Raw genomic sequence first — 25,098 nt, forward strand, 5'->3', positions numbered from 1 at the left:
GCTTTTGCCGCCCGGCTTTCTGATTAACCCGGTATCTGTGGTGCCGGGACGGATCCGGTATTTTAAGGAGATCTCTGTGTTTCTGGCTCAGGAAATCATTCGCAAAAAACGGGACGGACACCCGCTCTCTGATGAAGAAATCCGCTTCTTTATTAACGGCGTGCGTGATAACTCAGTCTCTGAGGGACAAATTGCCGCGCTGGCGATGACTATCTGGTTCCATGATATGAACCCGCAGGAACGCGTCTCGCTGACACTGGCGATGCGGGATTCCGGCTCGGTGCTGGACTGGAAAAACCTTGATTTACCGGGCCCGGTTGTGGATAAACACTCCACCGGCGGTGTGGGGGATGTGACCTCCCTGATGCTCGGGCCGATGGTGGCTGCCTGCGGCGGCTATATCCCGATGATCTCCGGCCGCGGCCTGGGACATACCGGCGGCACGCTCGACAAGCTGGAAGCGATTCCGGGCTTTGATATTTTCCCGGATGATGAAACCTTCCGCCGTATCATCAAAGAGACCGGTGTGGCGATTATCGGCCAGACCAACTCACTGGCACCGGCTGACAAGCGTTTCTATGCGACCCGCGACATTACGGCAACCGTGGATTCCATTCCGCTGATCACCGCCTCTATCCTCGGCAAAAAACTGGCCGAAGGACTGGATGCACTGGTGATGGATGTGAAAGTCGGTTCCGGGGCCTTTATGCCGACCTATGAATTATCAGAGCAGCTGGCGCAGGCGATCGTACAGGTTGCCAATGGCGCGGGCTGCCGGACCACTGCACTGCTGACTGACATGAACCAGGTGCTGGCATCCAGCGCCGGTAATGCGGTGGAAGTGCGTGAAGCGGTGCGTTTCCTGACCGGTGAATACCGCAATCCGCGCCTGTATGAAGTCACTATGGCGCTGTGCAAAGAGATGCTGGTTTCCGGCGGGCTGGCGGCTGATCGCACAGAGGCGGAAGCAAAATTACAGCAGGTGCTGGATAATGGCAAAGCGGCGGAAATCTTCGGCCGGATGGTTGCCGCGCAGCACGGACCGGCTGATTTTATCGAACGCTATTCGCACTATCTGCCATCGGCAGTACTCAGTAAACCAGTCTATGCTGAGACAGAAGGGATTGTGACCGCAATGGATACCCGCGCACTGGGTATGGCGGTTGTTTCTCTGGGCGGCGGACGCCGTAAGGCCAGCGACCCGATTGACTACAGTGTCGGGTTAAGTGATATCGCGCCGATCAACAGTGTTGCTGACGGACAGATGCCGCTGGCGATGATCCACGCCAATAATGAAGATGCGTGGAATGAAGCTGCTCAGGCCGTGCGCCGGGCAGTCATACTCAGTGAGAGCCCGGTTACAGATACCCCGCTGATTTACCGCCGGGTCAGCGAATAAGAACAATTTTGTTATTCACGCGGAGCCCTGCATCCTGACGTGATCTGACACAGGAGAGAAGTATGAAACGTACATTTATTATGGTGCTGGATTCATTCGGTATCGGCGCAGCACATGATGCCGCTGATTTCGGCGACACCGGCGCTGACACGTTAGGTCATATCGCACAGGCCTGTGCCCGCGGTGAAGCAGATAAAGGCCGTAAAGGTCCGCTGCATCTGCCTAATCTGTCCCGTCTGGGGCTGGGTAAAGCAGCGGAGGAATCCACCGGACATTTCCCGGAAGGTCTGGATAAGAATGCGGAAATAATCGGTGCATACGGCTATGCCGGGGAATTATCTTCCGGTAAAGATACCCCGTCCGGCCACTGGGAAATTGCCGGAGTTCCGGTTCTGTTTGACTGGGGCTATTTCAGCGATCATGAAAACAGCTTCCCGCAGGAATTACTGGACATCCTCGTTAAACGCGCCAACCTGCCGGGATACCTCGGTAACTGCCACTCATCCGGTACTGTGATTCTGGATCAACTCGGCGAAGAGCATATGAAAACCGGCAAACCGATTTTCTATACCTCTGCGGACTCCGTTTTCCAGATTGCCTGCCACGAAGAAACGTACGGCCTCGAAAAACTGTATGAGCTGTGTGAAATCGCCCGCGAAGAACTGACCAAAGGCGGTTACAACATCGGCCGTGTGATTGCGCGTCCGTTTACCGGTGAAAAAGCCGGTTCATTTGAACGTACCGGTAACCGTCACGACTACGCGGTAGAGCCGCCGTCAGCCACCATGCTGCAGAAGCTGGTGGAGGAGAAGCAGGGCGAAGTGGTATCTATCGGTAAAATTGCGGATATTTATGCCCATGTCGGTATCACTAAAAAAGTGAAAGCGACCGGTATTGATGCGCTGTTTGATGCATCACTGGAAGAGATGAAACTGGCGGGTGATAACACCATCGTGTTTACCAACTTTGTTGATTTCGACTCCTCGTACGGCCACCGCCGTGATGTGGCGGGTTATGCTGCGGCACTGGAGCTGTTTGACCGCCGTCTGCCGGAAATGCTGAAGCTGGTGAAAGAGGACGATATTCTGATCCTGACCGCAGACCACGGGTGTGACCCGACTTGGCCGGGTACCGATCACACCCGCGAACATATCCCTGTGCTGGTGTACGGGCCAAAAGTCAAACCGGGCTCTCTGGGCTACCGTGAAACCTTCGCGGACATCGGGCAGACTGTTGCATCCTATTTTAATTTATCCCCGATGGATTACGGCAAAAACATGCTGTAATGTGTCTCTTTTTTCGGGCAGGCTTGCAGTCTGCCCTTTCCCTTTGGATTGACTGAAAGGATTTTTTTATGGCTACCCCTCACATTAATGCCGAACGCGGTGATTTTGCTGATGTTGTTCTGATGCCCGGCGACCCGCTGCGTGCGAAATATATTGCAGAAAATTTTCTGGAAGACATTAAACAAGTCAACAATGTGCGTGGCATGCTGGGTTTTACCGGAACCTATAAAGGCCGCCGTATCTCCGTGATGGGCCACGGTATGGGGATCCCGTCCTGCTCTATTTATGCCAAAGAGCTGATCACTGAGTTTGACGTGAAAACCATTATCCGCGTCGGTTCCTGCGGGGCTATCAGCCGTGATGTCAAACTGCGTGATGTGGTTATCGGCATGGGCGCGAGCACGGATTCCAAAGTGAACCGCCTGCGTTTCAAAGATAACGATTTCGCGGCTATCGCGGATTTCGGACTGGTACGTAATGCGGTTGAAGCGGCAGAAACCGCCGGGATCCCGGCGCGTGTCGGTAATATCTTCTCTGCGGATTTATTCTATACACCGGATCCACAAATGTTTGACGTGATGGAAAAATACGGCATTCTGGGCGTGGAAATGGAAGCTGCCGGTATTTATGGCGTAGCTGCTGAATTCGGTGCGAAAGCACTGACTATCTGCACCGTTTCTGACCATATCCGTACCGGTGAAAATTTACCGGCAGAAGAGCGTCAGACTACTTTTAATGAAATGATCACTATCGCGCTGGAATCTGTTTTACTGGGCGATAAGAAGTAATTTATTTCAGTCGTTATAAAAACCGCTGCCGGTATTATTTTCCGGCAGCGGTTTTTTTATTATTTACTGTTATCAGGCCCGGTATAAATTTCTGAAGCACTATTTCCCGTTGTTACTTTAAGGTTTAAATGGCATATTTTACCGGTGGATTTAGCGTAGGTTATGAATATAATTAATGTCAATAATACTACCGTAAAGGATAAGCCGATTATTCTTATGGCGGATATCATGAATTTAAAAATAACGCCGGGTAATTCTGATTTTTTTATCATAGTGAAAGAGTATATTAGTTAGTTAATAAGAAAGTAAAATAAGGTGCCTGATTAACCGCTACCTGCAACAGAGAGAAACGGGGGGATTTCTCCCCCCTCAGCATCATTTATCGTTACAGGACAATGTTGCGTCAACCAGCATATCTCCGCCTTTCAATGAAAAATCGGATACCCGATGATTATTGAGTAACGAATTTACAACATCAGAAATTGTAAGAGCAGTTATTAATACCACTGCAACTATAGCTAATGTTGTGATTGATCTTCTGGTCATTTCTCTTGACTCCTTTAATTTAAGGAGGCAAAATCCCTATTGTTTGGTAGAGATTCGGCCCCGGTTTATGTTGAAAAACGTAATCGGGGCTTTCTTCTATCCGGAACAGGGAAAACATAGCCTGATCCGGACAGAATCAGGCACCCGCAGAAAATATAACAACTGTGTTTCTCTTTATCTCTACCCCATTCGGGTGATAATGCGGAGATATATCACAAAATATATTCTCATTATCCGTTAATACAATGATTGTTATTTTTGTCAGTTAACGGAAATAATAAAGCCGCTGTTAAGCGGCTTTGTTTTATTATGGCGGGGTGAGCATAAATAATTTTTCATTCTCACCGCTGTAGCGGGATAATGCCCGGTTTATATCCTCTGCGGTAATCTGATTAACTAACGCCTCTTCTGCGGTTATCCGCGTAAACTCATTATCGTCCCCGGCAATCTGAGCCAGTGATTCTGTCCAGAAAGCCGCACTCTGGTAAACCTGCTGTTTTTCCAGTAACCAGTTGGCTCTGGCTTCTTTCAGGGCATTGTCACTCACACCGTCTGTTTTCAGGGTTTTCAGCACATTCCGGCTCAGTGCTGTCATCTCTGCGGCGCGCTGAGGATCGGTGGTGAAATTCAGCCGGGCGCTGTAGTACGGTGACGGCAGTTTTGCCAGCATAGAGGAGAAACTCAGGGCGTAAATACCGCCCGCCTGTTCCCGCAATGCGCTGCGCAACTGTTTGCTGATGATGCTGTCGGCCAGTTGCAGTGTCAGGCTTTCTTTCAGTGACCACTGTGCCGGGGCGGCATACTGAATACTCACCATGGTTTTATCAGAGCTGGCTATCGGGTAAGTCCGGCTGAAGGATTGCATTTTGGGTGCGATAGCCGGATCCCGCCACTGCAGGCGCTGCCCGGAAGCGGGAAGGGTGGCGATCCATTTCTCAACAGCCTGTTTTATCTGTTTTTTATCTGCCGCACCGCTGATCACCAGTGTCATGTCCTGTACCGGGCTGAGCAGGAGACGGTGGTTCTGCTGTAACTGCGCGGCAGTAAACTGACGCCAGCCGCCGTTTTCATTTATCACCAGACGTTCGCCGTGAGTATGGCTTTCGCGGTTAATGGCATCCAGGAAGCGGCGCTCCACCGGGGTGCTGCTCAGGCTTTCCAGTGTCAGCTGCTGATTGCGGAGTAATTTTTCGCCGCTGAACTGCGGCTGTGTGATCTTCAGATACAGCAGTTTCAGCAGGGTATCCAGTTCTTCCGGCGGGGCTTCACCCCGGAATCCGTGATTCAGCAGCTCACTGTACGGCCGCAGGCTGAGACTGTGCTGTTTGCTGAATAAGGTCAGTTCACGGGCACTCAGCTCACCGTAGCCGCTGCTTTCCGGCAGTTTCAGTGCCCAGTCGGTCAGTCCTTCCTGTCCGGCCGGCTCCAGTGAGCGCCCGCCCGGAATGCGCAGATTGATCTGAATATTATCTTTCAGGCTTTTATCCTGATGCACAATTACCCGCAGACCGTTGGATAACTGCCACGATTCTGTGGACGGCAGAGGCAGTGCCTGCTCCTGAACAATGCTACCGGCCGCTGCCGGAGTGACATTCAGCGCGACCTGCCGCACAGTCAGGGAAAACGGCCCGGGGGCGGACTGCCGGATCTGCTGCCAGCGGTCAGTGAACGCTTTCTCATCAAAACGGGCCTGTTCGCTGTCCGGTCCGAGCAGTGCCAGCCGTGGTGATGCCTGATTCAGGAATCCGCTCACATGGGTTTTCAGCGTATCCGGTGTGACCGGTTTGAGCAGTTCCCATGCCGTGGTGAGCTGCTGACGTTTATCCTGAACCGGCATCCGGTATTCCAGTGCGGTGGTGATGGTATCAGCGAGATAATCATTACCGTAGCGGGATTCACCGGCGGCCTGCTGACTGAGTTTTGCCAGCAGACTCTGCCGGGCATCGTCCAGCTCTGTCTGTGTGACGGGTTGTGTCGCCAGGCGCTGAATTTCTGTCCACAATAAGGTGATACTGCCGAGGTAATCCCCGCCCTGCGGATGCACTATCATCAGTTGCTGAAGACGGCGGCTGTCCAGCATGGCGCCCTGCGGGTTGATACTGGCAGCCGGTAACTGTCCGTTATCCACCAGCGCGGTCAGGCGCTGATTGAGGATAGTTACCCAGAGATTATCCAGCAGGTCATCATACTGCCCGTCACGGGTATTGAGCGGTGCGCGGATATCCCGCTGCAGTGCGAATTGCATGATGCGCTGCCCCTGCTCTTTATCGAAGATGGGTTTTACCAGCAGTCCCGGCTGCGGGGCAAAGCGCTGACGGGCCGGATCATCCTGTGCGGCATCTTCTTTGGCGGGCTGATTAAAATACGCCTCAGCCAGATTGCTGACGTCGTGGCGGTTAAACTGTCCGATAACCACCAGACTCATCCGCTGCGGCTGATACCAGGTCTGATAATAGTCTTTTGCCGTGCTGACCGGCGCATGGCGGATCACATCCAATAACCCGATCGGGTCACGCTCCGCATAGAGACTGCCCGCATAGCGCAGCTGCTCAAGGGCATTATTGATGCGGAAGCCGATGCCCTGACGCAGCCGCCACTCCTCAATAATCACGGAACGTTCTTTATCAAATGCAACAGGGTCAAAGGTCATGCCCTGTGCCCAGTCGGCGAGTACCTGCAAACCGGTCTGAATCTGTTCCGGGGTGGCCTGCGGCAGTGACAGTTTATAGACAGTGGAATTGAGGCTGGTGGCGGCATTCACATGGCTGCCGAGATTCAGCCCCTGTTTTTCCAGCTGTTTAAAACTCTGTGTGTCCGGGAAATGCGTGGTGCCTTTAAAGGCCATATGTTCGGTGAAATGCGCGAGACCGCGCTGCTCTTCTGTTTCCTGTAATGAACCGCTTTCCACCAGCAGCCGCAGCTCTGCGCCGGGCTGCGGGCGTGACAGAAGATACACATTCATACCGTTTGCCAGACGGATGTGCTGTAAATCACTGCGCTGCGGCAGCGGACGGTTATCTGTGCCGGTTGTGCTGACAGCGGTACAACCGGTGAGGATTAGCACCACACCGGCAAAGGTCAGTTTATAATGCATATCGGACTCCTGATGTGCAGGTGGCGGCAGGGGCGGACAGGGTGATCACGCGATCTGCCTCCTGCTGAAGAAAACGCTGGTGGCTGACCAGAAGAAGCGTGCTGTCCGGCAGACGCTGACGGAGCAGACGGATCATGCGGACCGCATTGTCATCATCCAGTGCGGAGGTAATTTCATCGAGCAGCATCAGCTTCGGCTGACTGAGCAGCAGACGGGCGATCAGCAACCGCTGCTGTTCACCACCGGACAGGCGCTGGCGCCAGTCGGCATCGGTATCCAGCTGTGGTATCAGTGCGGTAAGCCCGGTGGCATCCAGTACTTCGCGGTAAGCTTCCGGCGTGAACTGTGCCGCAGCATGCGGATAGGCAAGCAGGGATTTCAGTGTCCCGGAAGGCAGATAGAGTGATTGCGGCACCCACATTACATCCTGTTCACGGCTGATATTGCCCCGGTAATAAGGCCAGTGGCCGCTGAGCGCGCGCAGCAGGGTCGATTTACCCAGTCCGGAGCGGCCGCTGATAATGGTAAATTCCCCGGCGTGCAGAGAGAGTGAGACATTCTCCAGCAGCGGACGGTTATCCGGCAGCAGAATATCGGCGCAAACATCCAGGCGCACTGCCGACTGACGGGTTTCGGTGACATCAGACACCGCGTCATTTTCCAGCAGGCGGACGAAATGGTACAGACGGGTTACCGTCGCCTGCCAGGCCGCTATCTCTTTATAGGCAAAAATAAACCAGCCGAGTGATGTCGCGACGCTGCTAAATGCCTGACGCAGCTGCATTAAGCCGCCCAGCATCAGTTCCCCGGCGAGGAATTTCGGCAGAGCGAACAGGATCGGCGCCAGCGCGGTCACCTGTTGATAACCGACTGTATAAAAAGACAAATTCCGCTCGCAGCGGATCAACTGATTCCAGTTGGCCGCCACCCGGGCAAAGCGGGCCAGTAACTGCTGTTTATCCTGCAACTCCCCCCGCTGTCCGGCAATGGCATCACCGTGCTGTCTGCGGGTGATCAGTGCCGCACGGTAATCCGCCTCGCGCTGCTGTTTTTCCATATTCAGTTTGCGCAGCGGCCCGCCGATAAGCTGTGTCAGCGCGATACCCACTAAGGTGTAGGCGATACAGGCCCAGAACATATAGCCGTCGATGCGCCAGTCAGTACCGGCGACAGAGAGCAGAATACTGCCGGAAAGCTGCCAGAGGATAGCGGCAAAGGAAATCAGGGTCAGCAGCGAATGCAGGAAGGTGATCAGCAGACTGAGGGTGGATTCCACCAGCAGGCGGACATCCTCGGCAATCCGCTGATCCGGGTTATCCGGCTCGCGGGCGGTCAGGCGCAGCAGGTAATGGCGGCTCTGCGGCGACAGCCAGCGGCTGAGGATCTGTTCTGTCATCCCCTCCCGCCAACGGATAGCCAGTTTCTGCCGGAAATACGTGCCGAGCACCACCACCAGAATCAGCCCGCTGACCAGCACGACGAAAAATTTGATCAGCTGATACAGCGCCGCGCCGTCCAGCTTTTGCAGTGCATTATAAAAATCCCCGTTCCACTGGTTCATGCGGATATTGAACCAGACGGAGGAGAGTGTCAGCCCGAGAGACAACAACAGTAAGAACCAGCAAAACAGGGCGGCACGCCGCCCCCAGAACGGCTTCACCAGCCAGAAAAATTGTTTTATTGTTTTCATTGATTATTCATAACGTTAAGAAGCATTGCTCACATGCTCAGATTAAAAATCGTAATTCAGCTGTAACCAGAACTGACGGCCCGGATCATAGGCAATCACCTTGTTACCGGCGTAGATAAAGGTATCCGCGACATTTTTGTTATTCAGAACGTTATTCACTTCCAGCGAGACAGACGCGCCGTAAGCAAACTCCGGTTTCCAGTTCACGCGGGTATCCCAGGTGAATTTGGATGCGAAATGCTCTTTCTGATAGACACGTAACTCGCCGTACTGCGGATCACGGATCACTTCGTTGTCATGACGGACAGCCTGATTACGCGCGCCCCACCATTGCAGGCGGTTGTACCAGGAAATGTTGTAGTTATCCCAGTCACTGGTCAGCTCAACGTTCAGCTTCAGCGGCGAGTTAAAGTTACTGGCAGGCAAATCACTGACATCGATCACTTTGCCGCCGTACATCACTTTGTCGGAGTTAATGGCAGTACCCGGTTCAAAGAAGGCATAGCCCTGGTCAGACGGGAAGTTGGTTTTGGTATCCTGCCAGACGATTGAGGAGGTAAAGACATGGGTTGCCTGTCCCCATTCCCACGGCTGACTGTTACTGACCGCCAGGGTGACGGAGTCATGTTTGCTGCGTCCGGCATTATCAAAGGTACGGATTTTTCCTTTATCGGAGTATTTATCCGACCCGGTGAGGTTGTTGTATTTGGTGCGGCTGCGGACTTCATCGTAACCTTCACGGTGGACATAGGTCAGACGCCAGGTTGTGCTGAGGATTTCCTGTTGCAGGCCGAGAGAAATCTCATCGTTATACGGGGTTTTCAGTGAATCCAGACCTTCATAATCATTGGTTTTATCCCAGGTCGGATCCATGCCCATAAAGCCGCACATATAACATTTTTCCAGCCCGGCATTCTGCGCGCCGTACAGGGCATAAGTCAGCATGGAGCGGCCGTAATAACGGTTGGCACCGGCGATCAGCAATGTTTCTTTATTACCGAACAGGTCGTAAGTGGCGGCCAGGCGCGGCGCGATATTGGTTTGCCGGACAAAATCATCACGGTCCACACGGACACCCGGGCGCAGTGTCAGACGGCCGATTTCAATATTGTCATCGGCAAACAGGGAGTAGTTGTTATAACTGACAGAGGCGGTTCCCGGCAGGAAGCGGTGCACGTTGACCACCGGATCCTCAATACCCCATTCCGCGTAGCTGACATAGTCCTCGCTGGTGTGATAGTGCGACTTATCGCGGATATAGCGGCCTTTGGTATGGGTGGATTCCATCCCGAGTGTCGGGCGGTGTGTTATACCGAAGCCTTCTGACGGCAGGAAACGGGCAACGGCTTTGGTGGTGATATTGTCCTGCTCGGTCTGCAGATCGCCCAGCCCGCCCATTTTGGTGTTAATAATGGTTTTGCCGTCCGGCAATTTATCCTTCATTTCATAGAAATTCTGCTCGTCATTCACACGGTTATCTTTCAGTTTCTGATAACCCAGGGTGAATTCCAGATCAGCCAGGCTGGTTTGGTGTTTCAGAACACCGGTTACACCTAACCCTTTGTGATTATTGTCATAACCGGAGTTGGCAATATTGGAGGCGAATAAACGCGCCTTGTAGTCAGAATAATTCAGGGAAATATCCGCGGTGGTGACCGGCGAGAGATCCATTGCATACTTCACAAACAGGTTATCTGAGGTGCGTTTCTGGTTGCGTTTGCGCTTATCAAACTCATAACCGACCAGTTCTTCACCTTCCATCACCGCCATCAGTACCGAGGTATTGGCCGGGGATGGTCGAGGTACGGCGGGAGGCGGACACGGTCAGGCCGCTGTTTTCTGTTACACCGACTTCAAACCAGCCGCCGAAATCGTGTTTGTTATATTCATTCTGGAAACGGGCCGGGTGACTGATATCATTTTTTGATGAATCAATCGGCTGTGAGGAATCCTCAAACAGATGATTCCAGGAGGAGCGGGTGGTGCGGTAATACATATGGCCGCTGTTTTCGCCGTTCCAGCGGCGGCTGGTGACATCCACACTGCCGCCGGTAAAGCCGCCGAATTCTACCGGGATGTTGTTATCGTAAACCGTCACACTGTCGATCAGACGGCTGTCGATGTACATGCCCTGGTCGCCGCTGTCCAGACGGGTGGAGGTTTCACCCAGGGTATCTTTTGCCGGATCGAAATCGTTGTTAAAACTGATGCCGTCGAGTTTATAGGCGTTCTGGAAACTGGATGCGCCGTGAATGGAAATCCGTGATGGTTTGATTTCGCCCTGGTTGAGGGATGAGCTGTCATTACCAGCGAACTGCACCGCCGGGTTGGTGCGCAGCAGTTCCGTGACGTTGCCGTCACCGGTATTGCGCTGACGGATCTCCTCCGCAGTAATGTATTGCGGAGCAGACATGACATCCGTGGCCGGATGGTAAGCCAGTTCGCCCTGAACCCGGGTTTCCGGGATTAAAATGGTTTCCGCTTCGGTTGTCAGCGGGCGGATCACATAGCTGCTGCCCTGCTGTACCAGTGTCAGGCCGGAGCCTGCCAGCAGTGTCTGGATGGCGGTCTGTGCGGAATAGCTGCCGTGCAGAGCCGGTGCCCGCAGTGCGCCGAGTTGTCCGGCATCATACAGTAACTGGATTTGTCCCTGCTGCGCGATGGTGTTCAGTGACCGGCTCAGTGCCTGTTCCGGCAGATCAAGCGTGAGATCTGCCGCCCCTGCCGGTGCCGCTGTCAGCCCGAGTGCCAGCACAATGGCAGAACCGGCCGCCCTGATGCTGAATGGTGATGGTTTTATTGTCATTTTTATCATTTCCGGAAGTGTCATAGTTATCCCCTGTATCAGAAGACGCGGAAATGAGAATTATCCTCACCTGATAATTATTCTTTTTTTCATTTATTTTTATTTTTCTTCACAATCAACAGGCTGCCGTCATGCAGTTTGGTGACTTCAACCGGTAACAGCAGCGGCAGTGCGGTGAAAAAGGCATCTGTTTCGGAAAGGGTGACCCGGCCGGAGACGGTCAGATCCGCCGCATTGGCGGCAAGTGAGACGGGGTGGCTGCTGTAAGGTGCGAGGCGGTCAACAACATCACGCAGCGGGGTATCGGTGAGGGTGATTTGTCCGTTGCGCCACTCCCCGGCCTGTTCCGGCGGGATATGGCTGAGCAGCAGTGCCGATCCCTGTGCGGGGCTGACGGCTTTATCCCCGGCACGCAGATACACCGGTTTTTCATCCGGCGCATCCCGCAGGGCGACAATCCCGTTTGCCACAGAGACCGCCACTTCCGTTCCCCGGCGGCTGACATCAAATTCCGTGCCGACAACGGTTATCTCTCTGCCGTCCGCACGGATGACAAACGGCCGCCACGGGTTGGATTTCACCTGAAAAAAGGCGGTACCGCGCACCAGGGAAATGCGGCGGTGTGTCTGTTCATAGGCAATATCCGCTTCGCTGTCACGGCTGAGAAAAATACGGCTGCCGTCCGGCAGGATCATAGATTTGCTTTCCGCGGCTGTGGCGAGCGTCAGGTTATCCATCAGCAGAGCGGGTAACTGGCTGTAGGGCAGAAACAGCATCACCAGGATAAACAGTCCGGCGAGGGTATGGCGCAGCGGGCGCAGAAGCGGAAAAGCCCGGGCGGGTGCCTGCTCTGTGATTTCCGGGCGTGGCAGGGCCGACATCTCCCGCCACAGCAGCGCCATATCATCAAACGCCTGCCGGTTTTCCGGGGAAGCCGCCAGCCATGCCTGTAATTCCCGCTGCTGCTGTGCCGTCATGCTCTGGCTGTGCCAGCGCGTAAACCATAGTGCGGCGGCGTCTTCCCGTTCGTCCTGCTCCCGCCGGTCTGTCATTCCCCGTCCTTCTGTTCTGCGGCATTCATGGCGCGTTTACATTGCAGCAGGGCGCGGGCGATATGCTTTTCCACCATACTGACAGAAATATCCATCTGTTCGGCAATGTCACTTTGCGAAAGTCCGTCAAACCGGTAAAGCACAAAGGCTTCCCGCTGACGGGGCGGCAGTTCATTCAGCACCTGATACAACCGGTCCAGCCGCTGCCGGTGTTCGAGCTGTATCTGTGGATCGGCGTGTGCCTGTGCCACTTCCTCTGTCAGTGAATCATCCCACTCACTGACCTGATCACGGCCTTTCCGCCGGCTGTGACGCCAGTGGTCGGTCAGCACATTGTTGGCGATCTTAAACAGGAACGCGCGGGTTTCCTGCACAGATGTCTCGTTACCGCCTTTGAGCCAGCGGGCAAACACATCCTGCGACAAATCCCGTGCATCCTGACTGTTGCCCAGCCGCTTATGGAAGAAGCGGACAAGCTGATGGTAGGTTGAGTGATAAGCTCCGGCAATAAGCCTGCTTACCGATTTTTCAGTCGTCATTTTTCTGGTGTGTATCGAAGTCATCGTAATTGAAGGAGTCATTACGCATTGCTTAGAAAAATCCAAAAAATCTCATTGTTGTTATTTGAATTATTATTTAATAATAAAAAGCAATATCATTTGCGTTATCATTATGCCTGTAATTTTACAAATTGAAATACGTGAATAACGATTAAAAAAGTGAGTTGAGTGATGTTGAATGTGGCTGCGGCCTGTTATCAGAACAGGCGATATTCAGTCGGCGGCACAGCTGCCAGTGTGGGTGCTCACGCGCTGCTGCTGGCACTGTTTCTGGGCTGGCTGGGTTTTTCAGCGGACGAGCCGAAAGGCATGCTGCCCCCGGCGTTTGTGCTGATGCCGGGAGTTTATCAGCTGGAAAGTGCACCGCCGGAAAAGGCGGAAGGTGTCAGACAGGTGATGTCACAACCGGCACCACAGCCGGCGGCTGAGCCGGAGCGGGAGTCTGCTGTCGATAAACTGGCGGTTTCTGATCAGGGCACCTGGACGCGGAAAGCGGAGAAACCAAAGAAAAAAGCAGACAAAAAATCGGTAACAGAGATCAAAATGCCGGAAACGGATAACCCGTCCCCGGTACCGGCAGAGAGCACTTCCGCGCCGCGTCAGGGCGACAGTTCCGCGAGCCGTGCGGATTTTACCAGCCATGCACCGCAGCCGGTCAGCGGCAGTACCGGCTGGGAAAGCTCGGTACATTCGCATCTGGCGAAATACAAACGCTATCCGCGCGCACTGCTGCGCTATAAATCCACCGGTGTTTCTCATGTGAAAGTGACTCTGAACATGCAGGGAAATGTTGTCTCTGCGGAGCTGGTTAATTCATCCGGCACAAAATTGCTCGATAAAGAAGCGCTTGCCACCGTACAACGGGCATCACCTTTCCCGCTGCCGCCACAGGAACGCGGCAGAAACGGTCATATTGAGATAGTCACTCCCATCGGTTTTTACCTGTAACCAGCAGACAATTCCCGAAGTTACGTTTTTATTACCAGGAATTGTCTGTATTTTCCTCATTTTTATTTCCTTCGTTATCTTTTCCCTGCTTAATATTTCGGTTTTTCTGTGGTTTTCTTAATTTATCTGAATGAGTTTCAGTTACTCATATTGCAACAGGCGCAGTAAAGCGCGTTCAGGCCTGGATAAAATCCTGTGATGACGTGTCATGATTATATTTTCATAAAGAAAATAATTAATTTTATTAATTAATAATACTAAGGAGAATTCAACCGTTATAATCAAAAAGAGTGTGTTAAGCTGTAAAGAAATGTGTGACCGTTGTATTGATAATATTGCCTGAGAGCCTGTGTGTGAGCATCATAATACCTTGGCAAATAATCAGTTTTAGTCTGTTTACGGGTAGATTGTTACAAAATATTTTATTCGTAAATCATCAGGAAAATATGTAATGATGTGATTATTCAGCAGCAGGATTGAATAAAAGAATTTAATATATGAGAAATCCGATTTTTACCATGATTCATTAATATGCATCATTTTCGGACGTGATTTTAGTGGTATAAACTCTGTTTTCTTTGGTAGATTAATTTTTATAGGTGATTTTGCGTAACGCCGGATTAACTCAAAATTAAACATTGTAAATTTTAGTTAGGTAAGGACAAGTAATGACTAAAAAGTCAGTTTTTGCAAGAACACTCGTCTCTCTGCTGTTAGGTACAGCAATCAGTGCTTCAGCGCTGGCTGCGGCAGAAAATACCGGTCATACATTGCGGCTGGCCATCGGCGCAGAACCGACAGAAGGGTTTGACCCGATGCTCGGCTGGAGCCACGGCAGTTATCTGTTACTGCACAGCCCGCTGCTCAAACAAAAGGCCGATCTTTCCTGGCACAGCTACCTGCTGGACAGCTACGACCACAATGCCGACGGCAAAGAGTGGACACTGAAGCTGAAAAAAGACCTGAAATTCTCTGACGGCTCCCCGCTGACTGCCAAAGATGTGGCGTTCACCTATAACAATGCGGCTGCCGGCGGCGGCAAAATCGATATGGGTAACTTTGCCAAAGCGGAAGAAATTGATCCGCTGACAGTGAAAATCACCCTGTCCGAACCTCAGAGTACCTTTATCAACGTGCTCGGTTCTCTCGGGATTGTATCCGCTGATAAATATGATGCCAGACAGTATGCCCAAAAACCGGTGGGTGCCGGGCCGTACCGCCTGGTGGCTTTCCAGCCGGGCCAGCAGTTGATTGTTGAGGCTAACCCGTATTACGCGGGGCCGAAAAATGACTTTAACAAGCTGGTGTTTGTCTTCCTGGATGAAGATGCCGCCTTTGCTGCCGCACAGAGCCGCCAGCTTGAGGTTGTCCGCATTCCGCCGGTGATTGCCGCAACTGCCGGTGATGTCAAAGGGATGAAACTGGTGGAGCGCGCCAGCGTGGAAAACCGCGGTATTGTCTTCCCTATCCCGAAAGCCGGTGAAAAAGATGCACAGGGTTACCCGATCGGTAACGATATCACCTCTGATGTTGCCATCCGTAAAGCCATCAACTATGCGATTGACCGCAAACTGCTGTCTGAGCAGGTGATGGAAGGGTACGCTGTACCGGCCTTTACCGGTGTTCACGGCCTGCCGTGGAACAACCCGGAAGCGGCCTTTAAAGATGGTGATGCGGAAAAAGCAAAACAGATCCTGGAAGAAGCAGGCTGGAAACTCAATAAAGACGGGCTGCGTGAGAAAGACGGCAAAGTCGCCAAACTGACGCTGTGGTACACCAGCGGGGACACTACCCGTCGTGACCTGGCACAGGCTATCCGCGCCTTCCTGAAACCAATCGGCATTGAACTGGATTTACAGTCCGGCAGCTGGGAAACCGTCGAACGCCATATGCACGCCAACCCGACGCTGTTCGGCTGGGGCAGCCTGGATCCGATGGAGTTAGTCCATCACTACAGCAGCAAAGCGGCGGGCGTGGAATTCTACAACCCGGGCTATTACAAAAATCCGCAGGTGGATGCCATCCTTGAGAAAGCCATGAGTGCGCCGGATCAGGAAGCCGCCATTCCGATCTGGCAGCAGGTGGACTGGAACGGCAAAACCGGTACCGGGATTAAAGGGGATGCCGCCTGGGCGTGGCTGCTGAATGTGCAGCATACCTATGTGGTGAGTGATTGTGTTGATTTGGGCAAGGGTGCACCGGAGATCCACGGATCATGGTCACTGCTCAACAGCGTGGATGACTGGGCCTGGACCTGTAAATAATGCGCAGTGCCCTGTTCCTTTTCGTGCGGTTTGTTTGTCTGCTGACGGTCACGGCGGCGGGGGTGTTTATCCTCCTGAGCTATTCGCCAATTGACCCGATCAGAGCCTATATCGGAAATGATCTGCTGCATGTGCCGCCGGAGCAGTATCCGGCGATTGCCGCCCGCTGGGGACTGGATCAGCCGCTGTGGCAGCGGTTCTGGATCTGGTTCTCACAGATGCTGCGGGGCGATCTCGGCTACTCTATGCTGTATAACGCGCCGGTGTCAGAGGTGATTTCGGCGCGGCTCGGGCCGTCACTGGCACTCCTTATCAGCGCCTGGCTGCTCTCGGGCATTGCCGGGCTGCTGCTGGGGCTGGTGGCCGGACGTTATCTGAACCGCTGGCCGGACAAAATTATTTCGGCACTGTCGTATCTGCTGGCTTCGATACCGACATTCTGGATAGGATTACTGCTGCTGTCACTGTTTGCGGTCACCCTGAACTGGGCACCAATCTGCTGTGCCTGGCCGATGGGCGAGGATGCGGATACAGCAACCTTCGGGCAGAAAATTCATCACCTGATTCTGCCGGTGCTGGCGCTGGGCTTACTCGGTGTCGGTAACATTGCCCTGCACACACGGGCAAAAGTGGCGGAAGTGATGGGGACTGAATTTATCCGTTATGCGAAAGCGCAGGGGGATAAAGGCTGGCCGATGATTAAATTTCATGTGCTGCGTCACGCTATTACCCCGGCACTCTGTTTACAGTTTGCCTCTGTGGGGGAACTGCTGAGCGGCTCACTGCTGGCGGAGAAAGTGTTCGCCTATCCCGGACTGGGACAGGCGACGATAGATGCGGGGCTGCGGGGGGATATCCCGCTGCTGATGGGTATTGTGATGTTTTGCGCGATCCTGATTTTTATTGGTAACAGCACGGCGGATATTTTGCTGCGCCGTGTGAATCAGGGAGTGATCCGCGAATCATGACGTATAACCCGAACCGTGCGCTGTTAAAACTGACGGGCACATTACTGATGCTGATCCTGCTGGGCGTCTATGCCATCTGGATCACACACACTGATATTGATATGGATTTCCTGGCGCGGCGGCAGGCACCGTCTGTCACGCACTGGTTCGGCACTGACAGCCTGGGGCGTGATCTGTGGGATCGCACCTTTCAGGGCATGGCAACCAGTCTGCAGATCGGACTGATTTCCGCCTTCACCAGCGGGCTGGTGGCGCTGACAATGGCCGGGTTATCTACAATTAACAAAGGAACAGATTATCTGGTGCGCGGGGTGATTGATGCACTGCTGGCGCTGCCGCACCTGCTGCTGCTGATTTTAATCTGTTTCACCCTGGGCGGCGGAAAATCCGGCGTGATCTGGGCGATAGCGCTGACACACTGGCCGAAACTGACGCTGATCCTGCGCTCGGAAATCCTGCGGGTGCGGGAAACGGATTATGTGATGCTGGCACAACGCATGGGAAATTCGCGATTGTATTGCTGGCGTCATCATTATCTGCCAATGTTATTACCGCAGTGGTTTGTCGGCACACTGCTGATGTTCCCGCATTCGGTACTGCACAGTGCGGCGCTCAGTTTTCTGGGCTTCGGGCTTGCGCCGCATGAGGCATCACTGGGGATCCTGCTGTCAGATGCACTGCGCTATCTCAGTACCGGTGCCTGGTGGCTGGCATTTTTCCCGGGACTGGTGCTGGTCGGACTGGTGTTACTGTTTGATCAGTTTGCGAAAGCCTTACAACAGCTCTGGCTGAGGATCGCATAATGCTGAAATTTGACCGGCTTGCCATTGATGTCGCGCAGTTCAGCTGGCTGCGGAAAAAACGCTGGCAGCCGCTGCTGACGGATATTTCCCTGGCGGTTCAGCCCGGTGAGCTGGTGGCGCTGGTCGGCAGCAGCGGGGAAGGCAAAAGCCTGCTGCTGCAGAGTGCGCTGGGGCTGCTGCCGGATAATATGCGCTGCCGGGGCGCTATCTCACTGGCGGGGGAAACCCTGACGGAAGAGAGCAAACAGCTGCACCGCGGCAATACCCTGTGTTACGTACCGCAGGGGGTGAGTGCGCTTAACCCGCTGGTGCGGGTTGGTCCGCAGCTGGAACGCGCGGCCACGCTCAGCGGTATGCATGTGAAGATGCACGACGTGGCGCGCCAGCTGCAACGTTATAACCTCCGGCCTGAGCTGACGGATGCGTTTCCGAACCGGCTCTCCGGCGGGATGGCAAAACGGGTACTGACCTGCGGCGCAACGCTGACCGGGGCGCAGTATATCCTGGCGGATGAAATTACGTCCTGGCTGGATGACGAACACGCGGGGCAGATACTCGCGCACCTGAAAGTGCTGTGTGCGGACGGACGCGGCGTGTTGTGGGTCACGCATGATCTGGCGATGGCCGCCCGCTTTGCTGACCGGATTGCCGTGCTGCGTCACGGGGTTTTACAGGAAACACTGACATCGCAGGCATTACTGAACGGGGAAGGCAGCCCGTGGCTGCAGTCACTGTGGGATGCACTGCCGGAGCACCGTTTTCTGGCGGGCCGGATGAGGCGATAATAAAATTAACGGATGAATGCAGGTGATAATCTGCTTTAATTAGTCCGAATATGAGTATTTTTATTTATTTGCTGAAAATCAGCAGGGTTATTTATTTTATATTTAAACACAGTAGCGGATATTAATTCATTTATATGCGGTAACGGAAACTCCGCATAGTCTGAAAGGGATCTGAACCTCGTTTTCTTATCAGGAGAACAGCGGTACATGATTTATTTTTTTATGGCTGATTAACAGCTTACATTTTTCACGCTTTAGTATTTCCGGGTGTGCGCCTGCGCATGTCCGGCGGTCAGTGGCGGATTGTGTCTGCATTCAGCGGATGCGTCACTGAAATAAAAACTGAAATCACGGTATCCCGGAATACTGATAATCCGGATTGCTGTCTGATGACTCTGTTTTCATTCAATTGTGGAGGCGTTATGCAATTAACCCCGAGAGAAGTTGAAAAGCTGATGGTATATACCCTGGCGGATGTCGCGCAGCGACGCCGTGCCAGAGGGGTAAAACTGAATTACCCGGAAGCGGTCGCGATTATTACCGTGACAGCACTGGAAGGCGCCCGTGACGGCAAAACAGTGGAAGATGTGATGAAAGAAGCTGCCACCGTTCTGACCAAAGCCGACGTGATGGAAGGGGTGGATGATTTAATCCCGAATGTGCAGGTTGAGGCGATTTTCACAGACGGCAGCCGTCTGGTGACGGTTCATAACCCAATCAAATAAACGTACAGCAAAAAGGTGAGGTTCTGATTATGAGTAATACAAAACAACCCACGCCGTTAGGCGGAGTCATTTTTGCGGATACTCCGATTGAATTTAATACCGGCAAGCCGGAAACCAAAATTAAAGTCCGTAACACCGGGGATCGCCCGATTCAGGTCGGTTCGCATTTTCACTTCTTTGAAGTGAACCATGCCCTGGAATTTGATCGCGAAGCGGCTTACGGCAAACGCCTGAATATTTCATCCACCACCGCAATCCGTTTTGAGCCGGGTGATGAAACCGAAGTTTCTCTTATTCCTTACGGCGGCAAACAGACAGTTTACGGGTTTAACAACCTGGTGGACGGCTGGGCCGGTAATAATGTGGCCACCAGCGAACGTCCGGCAAAAGCGATTGCCCTGAACGAGGCAATTGCCCGCGGTTTCAGCCATAAAGCAGAAGCGAAGAAGTAATTCTCCGTCCTGATACGATTTTCCGGCAGTGATGCACAGGCATCCTGAACGAAATAAGGAACACGTTATGCCACAGATTTCCAGACAAGAATATTGCGGCCTGTTCGGGCCGACCACCGGAGACAAAATCCGTCTCGGTGATACCGATCTCTATATCGAAATTGAAAAAGACTTACGCGGTTACGGCGAAGAATCTGTTTACGGCGGCGGGAAATCCCTCCGTGACGGGATGGGCGCGAACAACACGCTGACCAGCGACAACGGCGTGCTCGACCTGGTTATCACCAACGTCACTATCCTGGATGCCAAATTAGGCGTCATCAAAGCGGACGTGGGTGTGAAGGACGGTAAAATTGTCGGTATCGGCAAGAGCGGTAACCCGAACCTGCAGGACGGTATCACCCCGGGAATGGTCGCCGGTGTGGCCACCGATGCTATCTCCGGTGAGCATCTGATCCTGACAGCGGCGGGTATCGATACCCACATTCACCTGATCTCACCACAGCAGGCTTATGCGGCGCTGTCTAACGGTGTCACCACCTTCTTCGGCGGCGGTATCGGGCCGACAGACGGCACCAACGGGACAACGGTTACCGCCGGTCCGTGGAACATCCGCGCGATGCTGCGTTCACTGGAAGGTTTACCGGTTAACGTCGGTATGCTCGGGAAAGGTAACTCTTTTGCCCGCGATCCGCTGGTTGAACAGATCATTGCCGGTGTTGCCGGTCTGAAAGTCCACGAAGACTGGGGTGCAACCTCCAACGCCATCCGTCATGCCCTGCGTGTGGCAGATGATTATGATATCCAGGTTGCGGTACATACTGACAGTCTGAACGAAGGCGGGTATGTGGAAGATACCATCGAAGCCTTTGAAGGCCGTACTATCCATACTTACCACACCGAAGGTGCGGGCGGTGGTCATGCGCCGGACATCATCAAAGTGGTCAGCCAGCCGAACGTGCTGCCGAGCTCCACTAACCCGACACTGCCGTACGGCATCAACAGCCAGGCAGAACTGTTCGACATGATCATGGTATGTCACAACCTGAACCCGAATGTCCCGGCTGACGTTTCCTTCGCGGAAAGCCGTGTGCGTCCGGAAACCATCGCAGCGGAAAACGTGCTGCATGATATGGGTGCAATCTCCATGTTCTCCAGTGACTCCCAGGCGATGGGCCGTGTCGGTGAGAACTGGCTGCGTGTGATCCAGACCGCTAACGCGATGAAAGCGGCACGCGGCAAGCTGCCGGAAGATGCGGCGGGTAACGATAACTTCCGTGTTCTGCGTTACGTGGCAAAAATCACCATCAACCCGGCGATTGCCCAGGGTATCAGCCATGTGCTCGGCTCAGTCGAAGTCGGCAAAATGGCGGACCTGGTCCTGTGGGATCCGCGTTTCTTCGGCGCGAAACCAAAACTGGTTATCAAAGGCGGCATGATCAACTGGGCAGCGATGGGTGACCCTAACGCGTCCCTGCCGACTCCGCAGCCGGTCTTCTATCGTCCGATGTTTGGTGCGATGGGTAAAACCCTGCAGGATACCTGTGTGACTTTCGTTTCCCAGGCAGCACTGGAAGATGGCGTGAAAGAGAAAGCGGGTCTGGAGCGCGAAGTTGTCGCGGTTCAGGGCATGCGCACCACTACCAAACGCGACCTGGTCCGTAACGGCGAAACCCCGGATATCGAAGTGGATCCGGAAACCTTCGCGGTGAAAGTTAACGGGGAACATGCGACCTGCCAGCCAATCTCGGTGGCGGCGATGAACCAGCGTTATTTCTTCGGCTGATTGACTTCCCCGGCGGGTGTTGTTCTGCCCGCCGGGCATAACAAAAAGGTAATTCCATGATCCTCATTGAGCACATTCTCGGCAACGTCAGAAAAGATCAGGCGTGGGCTGATAAAGCGAACGAAATGACGGTGGATATGCTGATCCTCGATCAGCGTGAAGCCCAGAAAAGCCGCTGCCGTAAACACACCCAAAACGGGCTGGATATCGGGATCGCGCTGGATCGCAACGTGCTGTTGTCTGACGGAGATGTGATCCACACCGATGACACCACCAATACGATGGTTGTTGTCCAGATCGATCTGCGTGATGTCATGGTTGTTGATCTTAAACGTCTTCAGGGCAGCACGCCGGAAGAGCAGATCCGCATCAGTTTTGAACTGGGCCATGCGCTCGGTAACCAGCACTGGAAAGCCGTTATCAAAGAAAACAAGGTGTATGTCCCGCTGACCGTCAGTGAAAAAGTGATGGAATCGGTGATGCGCACCCACGGCTTCGGCAATGATACGTTTGCCTTCGTCAAAGGCGAAACTATTCTGCCGATCCTGACCAACTCAGAATCCCGTCTGCTGTTCGGCGGCGCGGAAGAGACAGATACTCACGTGCATGTGGCACATAACCACGGGCACTCACATTCACACGGCCACGATCACGGGCACAGCCATGATCATGACCACAGTCACGACCACGGCCATGATCATCACCACGATCACGACCATGACCACAAACACTGACAGACCGGAACGGGAGAACGTGTGATGAAAGCGGCTGATCTTATCCGGATCATGCAGTTTGGTGATTCGGCACTTCCCGTCGGCGCCTTTACTTTCTCAAACGGTGTGGAATCGGCGATTCAGACGGGTGTGGTACATGATGCCGAAACCCTGAAAGGCTTTGTCCGCACCGCGCTGAAACAGGCGGCGAGCGGTGACGGTATTGCTGTTGTCGCGGCACACCGCGCAGTGCTTGCCGGTGATAACGACGCCATTCTGCGGGTCGACCGGGCGGTGAATAACCGCAAACTGAATGAAGAAGCCCGCCTGATGGCAACGCGGATGGGGAAAAAACTGGCGGAAATTTCTGTCCATATTTTTGACGATCCGCTCGTGGCATGGTGGCTGGCACAGATTAAAAGCGGGGACACCCCGGGCACCCAGCCTGTCACTCAGGCTATTGTGATGGCGGTACAGGGTATCGGCGAACGCGAAGTGGTGGTTATGCATCAGTACGGGATCGCAATGACGATCCTCAGCGCCGCCATGCGCCTGATGCGGATCACGCACTTTGAAACACAGCACATTTTATTTGAGCTGAACAACGACATTGAAACCTTCTGCGATATTGCAGCCTGCGGCGACATTGAACAGATGTCTTCCTATGTGCCGGTGATCGACGTCCTTGCGGCAGTTCATACCAAATCTTTTGTCCGCCTGTTTATGAACTGACAGGCGGCTGACTTATTTTCCGGGAGTATATTGATGAAAAAAATGACACGGATCGGCATCGGCGGACCTGTTGGCTCAGGTAAAACGGCGATTATTGAAGTGATCACCCCGATCCTGATCGAACGCGGGATCAAGCCGTTAATCATCACTAATGACATCGTGACCACCGAAGACGCGAAGCAGGTCAAACGTACCCTGAAAGGGATCCTCGACGAAGAGAAAATCCTCGGCGTTGAAACCGGTGCCTGCCCGCACACCGCAGTGCGCGAAGACCCGAGTATGAACATTGCAGCCGTGGAAGATATGGAAGAGCGCTTCCCGGACAGCGACGTCATCATGATTGAAAGCGGCGGCGATAACCTGACGCTGACTTTCAGCCCGGCACTCGCTGACTTCTACATCTATGTTATCGATGTGGCGGAAGGGGAAAAAATCCCGCGTAAAAACGGCCCGGGCCTGGTGCAGGCGGATATCCTGGTCATCAACAAAATCGACCTCGCGCCGTATGTTGGTGCCAGCCTGGAAGTGATGGAAAGTGACACCAAAGTGGTGCGCGGCAACCGTCCGTATGTCATGACCAACTGCAAAACCGGTGAAGGCGTGGTGGAGCTGGTGGATATGATCATGGATAAATTCCTGTTCACCCACCAGGCGGGAGCAAAAGCATGACACAACTGAGGGCTGAGATTGCGGGGACGCCGACACGTCTCCGGGCTCATCTCTTAGGGGAAAAGGCGCCGGAAATGGCGCCTTACCAGGATGAGCCAAAGCAGATGCAAAGTGGTGCCATCGGGAAAAGCGGCTATCTGAAACTGCGGTTTGCCAAACGGGAATACCGCAGTGAAATGGTGGAAATGGAGCGCCGTGTGCCTTCTCTGGTGCAGCGCGCGCTGTACTGGGATGAAATGATGCCGCAGATGCCGTGTGTCACTATGATTTCCACCTCCGGCTGCCTGTTACAGGGCGACCGCCAGGCGCTGGATCTGATTGTGGAAGAGGGGGCGTGCGCCCATGTCACCACACAATCCGCCACCAAAATTCACATGATGGAGGCGAACTACGCCACGCAGTACCAGAATGTGGTGGTGGAAGCCGGCGGTTATCTGGAGTTTATGCCGGATCCGATTATTCCGCACCGTAATGCCCGTTTTTTAACGGACACTCAGATCACGGTTGATCCGACGGCAACGGTGATCTATTCCGAGATCCTGATGTCGGGGCGGAAATATCACCATCCGGACGAACAGTTCGGGTTTGATATTTTTTCCTCAAAGATCAGGGCGCAGGACAGTGAGGGAAAAGAATTATTTGTTGAAAAATACATTCTGGAACCGAAAAAAGAAGCACTGAATGTGGTCGGCGTGATGGGGGGTTTTGATGTTTTCGGTAACGTGATTTTACTGACACCGAAAGAGCATCATGCCCGTATCCTGGAGCGCCTGGAAGCCCGTTATGACACGGATGAAGAGGTTGCATTCGGGGCGACGCAGTTGCCGAACGAGTGCGGTCTGGTCTTCAAAGTGCTGGGAATCGACAGCCCGAAAACCAAAGAGGCTGTCCGTTATTTCTGGCAAATCGCCCGGGAAGAGATCCTCGGCATCACATTGCAGAAACCGTTCCTGTGGCGCTGATGCGCTGCAGGATAACACCGGTAGTTACTCAGGGGACTGGTTATTATCAGCATAATCAGTCCCTTTGTCC

The 25,098-nt window shown here is 53.5% G+C and carries 19 protein-coding genes and 1 pseudogene; 15 read left to right on the plus strand and 5 right to left on the minus strand.

From position 1 onward, the window contains the following. Positions 1-76: 76 nt before the first annotated feature. From deoA to deoD, 3 genes are all read left to right on the plus strand, one after another. Positions 77-1,399, plus strand: coding sequence for a thymidine phosphorylase (gene deoA / locus ACSBQN_RS15455; protein WP_205501047.1), 1,323 nt, complete (start codon positions 77-79; stop codon positions 1,397-1,399). Between the two features lie 62 nt (positions 1,400-1,461). After that, positions 1,462-2,685 carry a phosphopentomutase gene (gene deoB / locus ACSBQN_RS15460; RefSeq protein ID WP_024475052.1) on the plus strand — a complete coding sequence of 408 codons (1,224 nt, stop codon included), beginning with the start codon at positions 1,462-1,464 and terminating at the stop codon, positions 2,683-2,685. Between the two features lie 68 nt (positions 2,686-2,753). Further along, on the plus strand, positions 2,754-3,473 hold the full coding sequence (gene deoD / locus ACSBQN_RS15465; protein WP_024475051.1) for a purine-nucleoside phosphorylase: 720 nt from the start codon (positions 2,754-2,756) through the stop codon (positions 3,471-3,473). Between the two features lie 853 nt (positions 3,474-4,326). Here deoD and ACSBQN_RS15470 read toward each other — a convergent pair. The 5 genes and pseudogenes from ACSBQN_RS15470 to ACSBQN_RS15490 all read right to left on the minus strand — a co-directional run bounded on the left by ACSBQN_RS15470 (position 4,327) and on the right by ACSBQN_RS15490 (position 13,200). After that, positions 4,327-7,113: a M16 family metallopeptidase gene (locus tag ACSBQN_RS15470; protein ID WP_036409393.1), complete on the minus strand. Its 2,787-nt coding sequence runs from the start codon at positions 7,111-7,113 to the stop codon at positions 4,327-4,329. Continuing rightward, positions 7,103-8,803, minus strand: coding sequence for an ABC transporter ATP-binding protein/permease (locus tag ACSBQN_RS15475; RefSeq protein WP_201893437.1), 1,701 nt, complete (start codon positions 8,801-8,803; stop codon positions 7,103-7,105). The genes ACSBQN_RS15470 and ACSBQN_RS15475 overlap by 11 nt, the downstream gene beginning before the upstream one ends. A 42-nt stretch (positions 8,804-8,845) precedes the next feature. After that, positions 8,846-11,609, minus strand: a pseudogene (locus tag ACSBQN_RS15480) (secretin and TonB N-terminal domain-containing protein). A gap of 89 nt (positions 11,610-11,698) precedes the next feature. Beyond that, positions 11,699-12,661 (minus strand): FecR family protein, encoded by a 963-nt coding sequence (locus ACSBQN_RS15485; RefSeq protein ID WP_152697001.1) that lies wholly within the window; start codon positions 12,659-12,661, stop codon positions 11,699-11,701. After that, a complete protein-coding gene (locus tag ACSBQN_RS15490) occupies positions 12,658-13,200 on the minus strand; it encodes an RNA polymerase sigma factor (RefSeq protein WP_024475046.1) in 543 nt (180 codons plus the stop codon). The genes ACSBQN_RS15485 and ACSBQN_RS15490 overlap by 4 nt, the downstream gene beginning before the upstream one ends. Positions 13,201-13,392: 192 nt before the next feature. Between ACSBQN_RS15490 and ACSBQN_RS15495 the strand changes: the two genes are divergently transcribed. The 12 genes from ACSBQN_RS15495 (at position 13,393) to ACSBQN_RS15550 (ending at position 25,028) form a co-directional block, all read left to right on the plus strand. After that, positions 13,393-14,169, plus strand: a complete 777-nt coding sequence (locus tag ACSBQN_RS15495; RefSeq protein WP_024475045.1) for an energy transducer TonB — start codon at positions 13,393-13,395, stop codon at positions 14,167-14,169. Between the two features lie 668 nt (positions 14,170-14,837). Further along, entirely contained in the window at positions 14,838-16,433 is a 1,596-nt protein-coding gene (locus tag ACSBQN_RS15500; RefSeq protein WP_024475044.1) for an ABC transporter substrate-binding protein, read from the plus strand. Beyond that, the gene (locus ACSBQN_RS15505; RefSeq protein WP_024475043.1) at positions 16,433-17,401 is read left to right on the plus strand and encodes an ABC transporter permease; all 969 of its coding nucleotides are present in this window, start codon (positions 16,433-16,435) and stop codon (positions 17,399-17,401) included. Before ACSBQN_RS15500 ends, ACSBQN_RS15505 begins: the two co-directional genes overlap by 1 nt. Continuing rightward, positions 17,398-18,204, plus strand: a complete 807-nt coding sequence (locus ACSBQN_RS15510; RefSeq protein ID WP_024475042.1) for an ABC transporter permease — start codon at positions 17,398-17,400, stop codon at positions 18,202-18,204. The genes ACSBQN_RS15505 and ACSBQN_RS15510 overlap by 4 nt, the downstream gene beginning before the upstream one ends. Beyond that, on the plus strand, positions 18,204-18,989 hold the full coding sequence (locus tag ACSBQN_RS15515; protein ID WP_024475041.1) for an ATP-binding cassette domain-containing protein: 786 nt from the start codon (positions 18,204-18,206) through the stop codon (positions 18,987-18,989). Before ACSBQN_RS15510 ends, ACSBQN_RS15515 begins: the two co-directional genes overlap by 1 nt. Positions 18,990-19,411: 422 nt before the next feature. Then, positions 19,412-19,714: an urease subunit gamma gene (locus ACSBQN_RS15520; protein ID WP_024475040.1), complete on the plus strand. Its 303-nt coding sequence runs from the start codon at positions 19,412-19,414 to the stop codon at positions 19,712-19,714. A gap of 29 nt (positions 19,715-19,743) precedes the next feature. Further along, positions 19,744-20,166, plus strand: a complete 423-nt coding sequence (locus tag ACSBQN_RS15525; RefSeq protein ID WP_004237083.1) for an urease subunit beta — start codon at positions 19,744-19,746, stop codon at positions 20,164-20,166. A gap of 67 nt (positions 20,167-20,233) precedes the next feature. Next, positions 20,234-21,952: an urease subunit alpha gene (locus ACSBQN_RS15530; protein WP_024475038.1), complete on the plus strand. Its 1,719-nt coding sequence runs from the start codon at positions 20,234-20,236 to the stop codon at positions 21,950-21,952. A 56-nt stretch (positions 21,953-22,008) separates the two neighbouring features. After that, the gene (gene ureE, locus ACSBQN_RS15535) at positions 22,009-22,686 is read left to right on the plus strand and encodes an urease accessory protein UreE (RefSeq protein WP_024475037.1); all 678 of its coding nucleotides are present in this window, start codon (positions 22,009-22,011) and stop codon (positions 22,684-22,686) included. 24 nt (positions 22,687-22,710) lie between these two features. Next, complete coding sequence (locus ACSBQN_RS15540) at positions 22,711-23,397, plus strand: urease accessory protein UreF (RefSeq protein ID WP_004237086.1); 687 nt, start codon at positions 22,711-22,713, stop codon at positions 23,395-23,397. Between the two features lie 33 nt (positions 23,398-23,430). Next, on the plus strand, positions 23,431-24,066 hold the full coding sequence (gene ureG, locus ACSBQN_RS15545) for an urease accessory protein UreG (RefSeq protein ID WP_004237089.1): 636 nt from the start codon (positions 23,431-23,433) through the stop codon (positions 24,064-24,066). Continuing rightward, entirely contained in the window at positions 24,063-25,028 is a 966-nt protein-coding gene (locus ACSBQN_RS15550; RefSeq protein ID WP_036409388.1) for an urease accessory protein UreD, read from the plus strand. Before ureG ends, ACSBQN_RS15550 begins: the two co-directional genes overlap by 4 nt. Positions 25,029-25,098: the final 70 nt, after the last annotated feature.

This window comes from Morganella sp. B601, from assembly GCF_051172335.1.
In the GTDB taxonomy this organism is placed as follows: Bacteria; Pseudomonadota; Gammaproteobacteria; order Enterobacterales; family Enterobacteriaceae; genus Morganella; species Morganella morganii.

What these genes read in the sequence shown, in the direction of transcription:
- deoB (WP_024475052.1), top strand. Translation starts at nt 1,462, where the DNA reads ATGAAACGTACATTTATTATGGTGCTGGATTCATTCGGTATCGGCGCA.
- deoD (WP_024475051.1), top strand. Translation starts at nt 2,754, where the DNA reads ATGGCTACCCCTCACATTAATGCCGAACGCGGTGATTTTGCTGATGTT.
- ACSBQN_RS15470 (WP_036409393.1), bottom strand. Translation starts at nt 7,113, where the DNA reads ATGCATTATAAACTGACCTTTGCCGGTGTGGTGCTAATCCTCACCGGT.
- ACSBQN_RS15475 (WP_201893437.1), bottom strand. Translation starts at nt 8,803, where the DNA reads ATGAAAACAATAAAACAATTTTTCTGGCTGGTGAAGCCGTTCTGGGGG.
- ACSBQN_RS15485 (WP_152697001.1), bottom strand. Translation starts at nt 12,661, where the DNA reads ATGACAGACCGGCGGGAGCAGGACGAACGGGAAGACGCCGCCGCACTA.
- ACSBQN_RS15490 (WP_024475046.1), bottom strand. Translation starts at nt 13,200, where the DNA reads ATGACGACTGAAAAATCGGTAAGCAGGCTTATTGCCGGAGCTTATCAC.
- ACSBQN_RS15495 (WP_024475045.1), top strand. Translation starts at nt 13,393, where the DNA reads ATGTTGAATGTGGCTGCGGCCTGTTATCAGAACAGGCGATATTCAGTC.
- ACSBQN_RS15500 (WP_024475044.1), top strand. Translation starts at nt 14,838, where the DNA reads ATGACTAAAAAGTCAGTTTTTGCAAGAACACTCGTCTCTCTGCTGTTA.
- ACSBQN_RS15505 (WP_024475043.1), top strand. Translation starts at nt 16,433, where the DNA reads ATGCGCAGTGCCCTGTTCCTTTTCGTGCGGTTTGTTTGTCTGCTGACG.
- ACSBQN_RS15510 (WP_024475042.1), top strand. Translation starts at nt 17,398, where the DNA reads ATGACGTATAACCCGAACCGTGCGCTGTTAAAACTGACGGGCACATTA.
- ACSBQN_RS15515 (WP_024475041.1), top strand. Translation starts at nt 18,204, where the DNA reads ATGCTGAAATTTGACCGGCTTGCCATTGATGTCGCGCAGTTCAGCTGG.
- ACSBQN_RS15520 (WP_024475040.1), top strand. Translation starts at nt 19,412, where the DNA reads ATGCAATTAACCCCGAGAGAAGTTGAAAAGCTGATGGTATATACCCTG.
- ACSBQN_RS15525 (WP_004237083.1), top strand. Translation starts at nt 19,744, where the DNA reads ATGAGTAATACAAAACAACCCACGCCGTTAGGCGGAGTCATTTTTGCG.
- ACSBQN_RS15530 (WP_024475038.1), top strand. Translation starts at nt 20,234, where the DNA reads ATGCCACAGATTTCCAGACAAGAATATTGCGGCCTGTTCGGGCCGACC.
- ureE (WP_024475037.1), top strand. Translation starts at nt 22,009, where the DNA reads ATGATCCTCATTGAGCACATTCTCGGCAACGTCAGAAAAGATCAGGCG.
- ACSBQN_RS15540 (WP_004237086.1), top strand. Translation starts at nt 22,711, where the DNA reads ATGAAAGCGGCTGATCTTATCCGGATCATGCAGTTTGGTGATTCGGCA.
- ureG (WP_004237089.1), top strand. Translation starts at nt 23,431, where the DNA reads ATGAAAAAAATGACACGGATCGGCATCGGCGGACCTGTTGGCTCAGGT.
- ACSBQN_RS15550 (WP_036409388.1), top strand. Translation starts at nt 24,063, where the DNA reads ATGACACAACTGAGGGCTGAGATTGCGGGGACGCCGACACGTCTCCGG.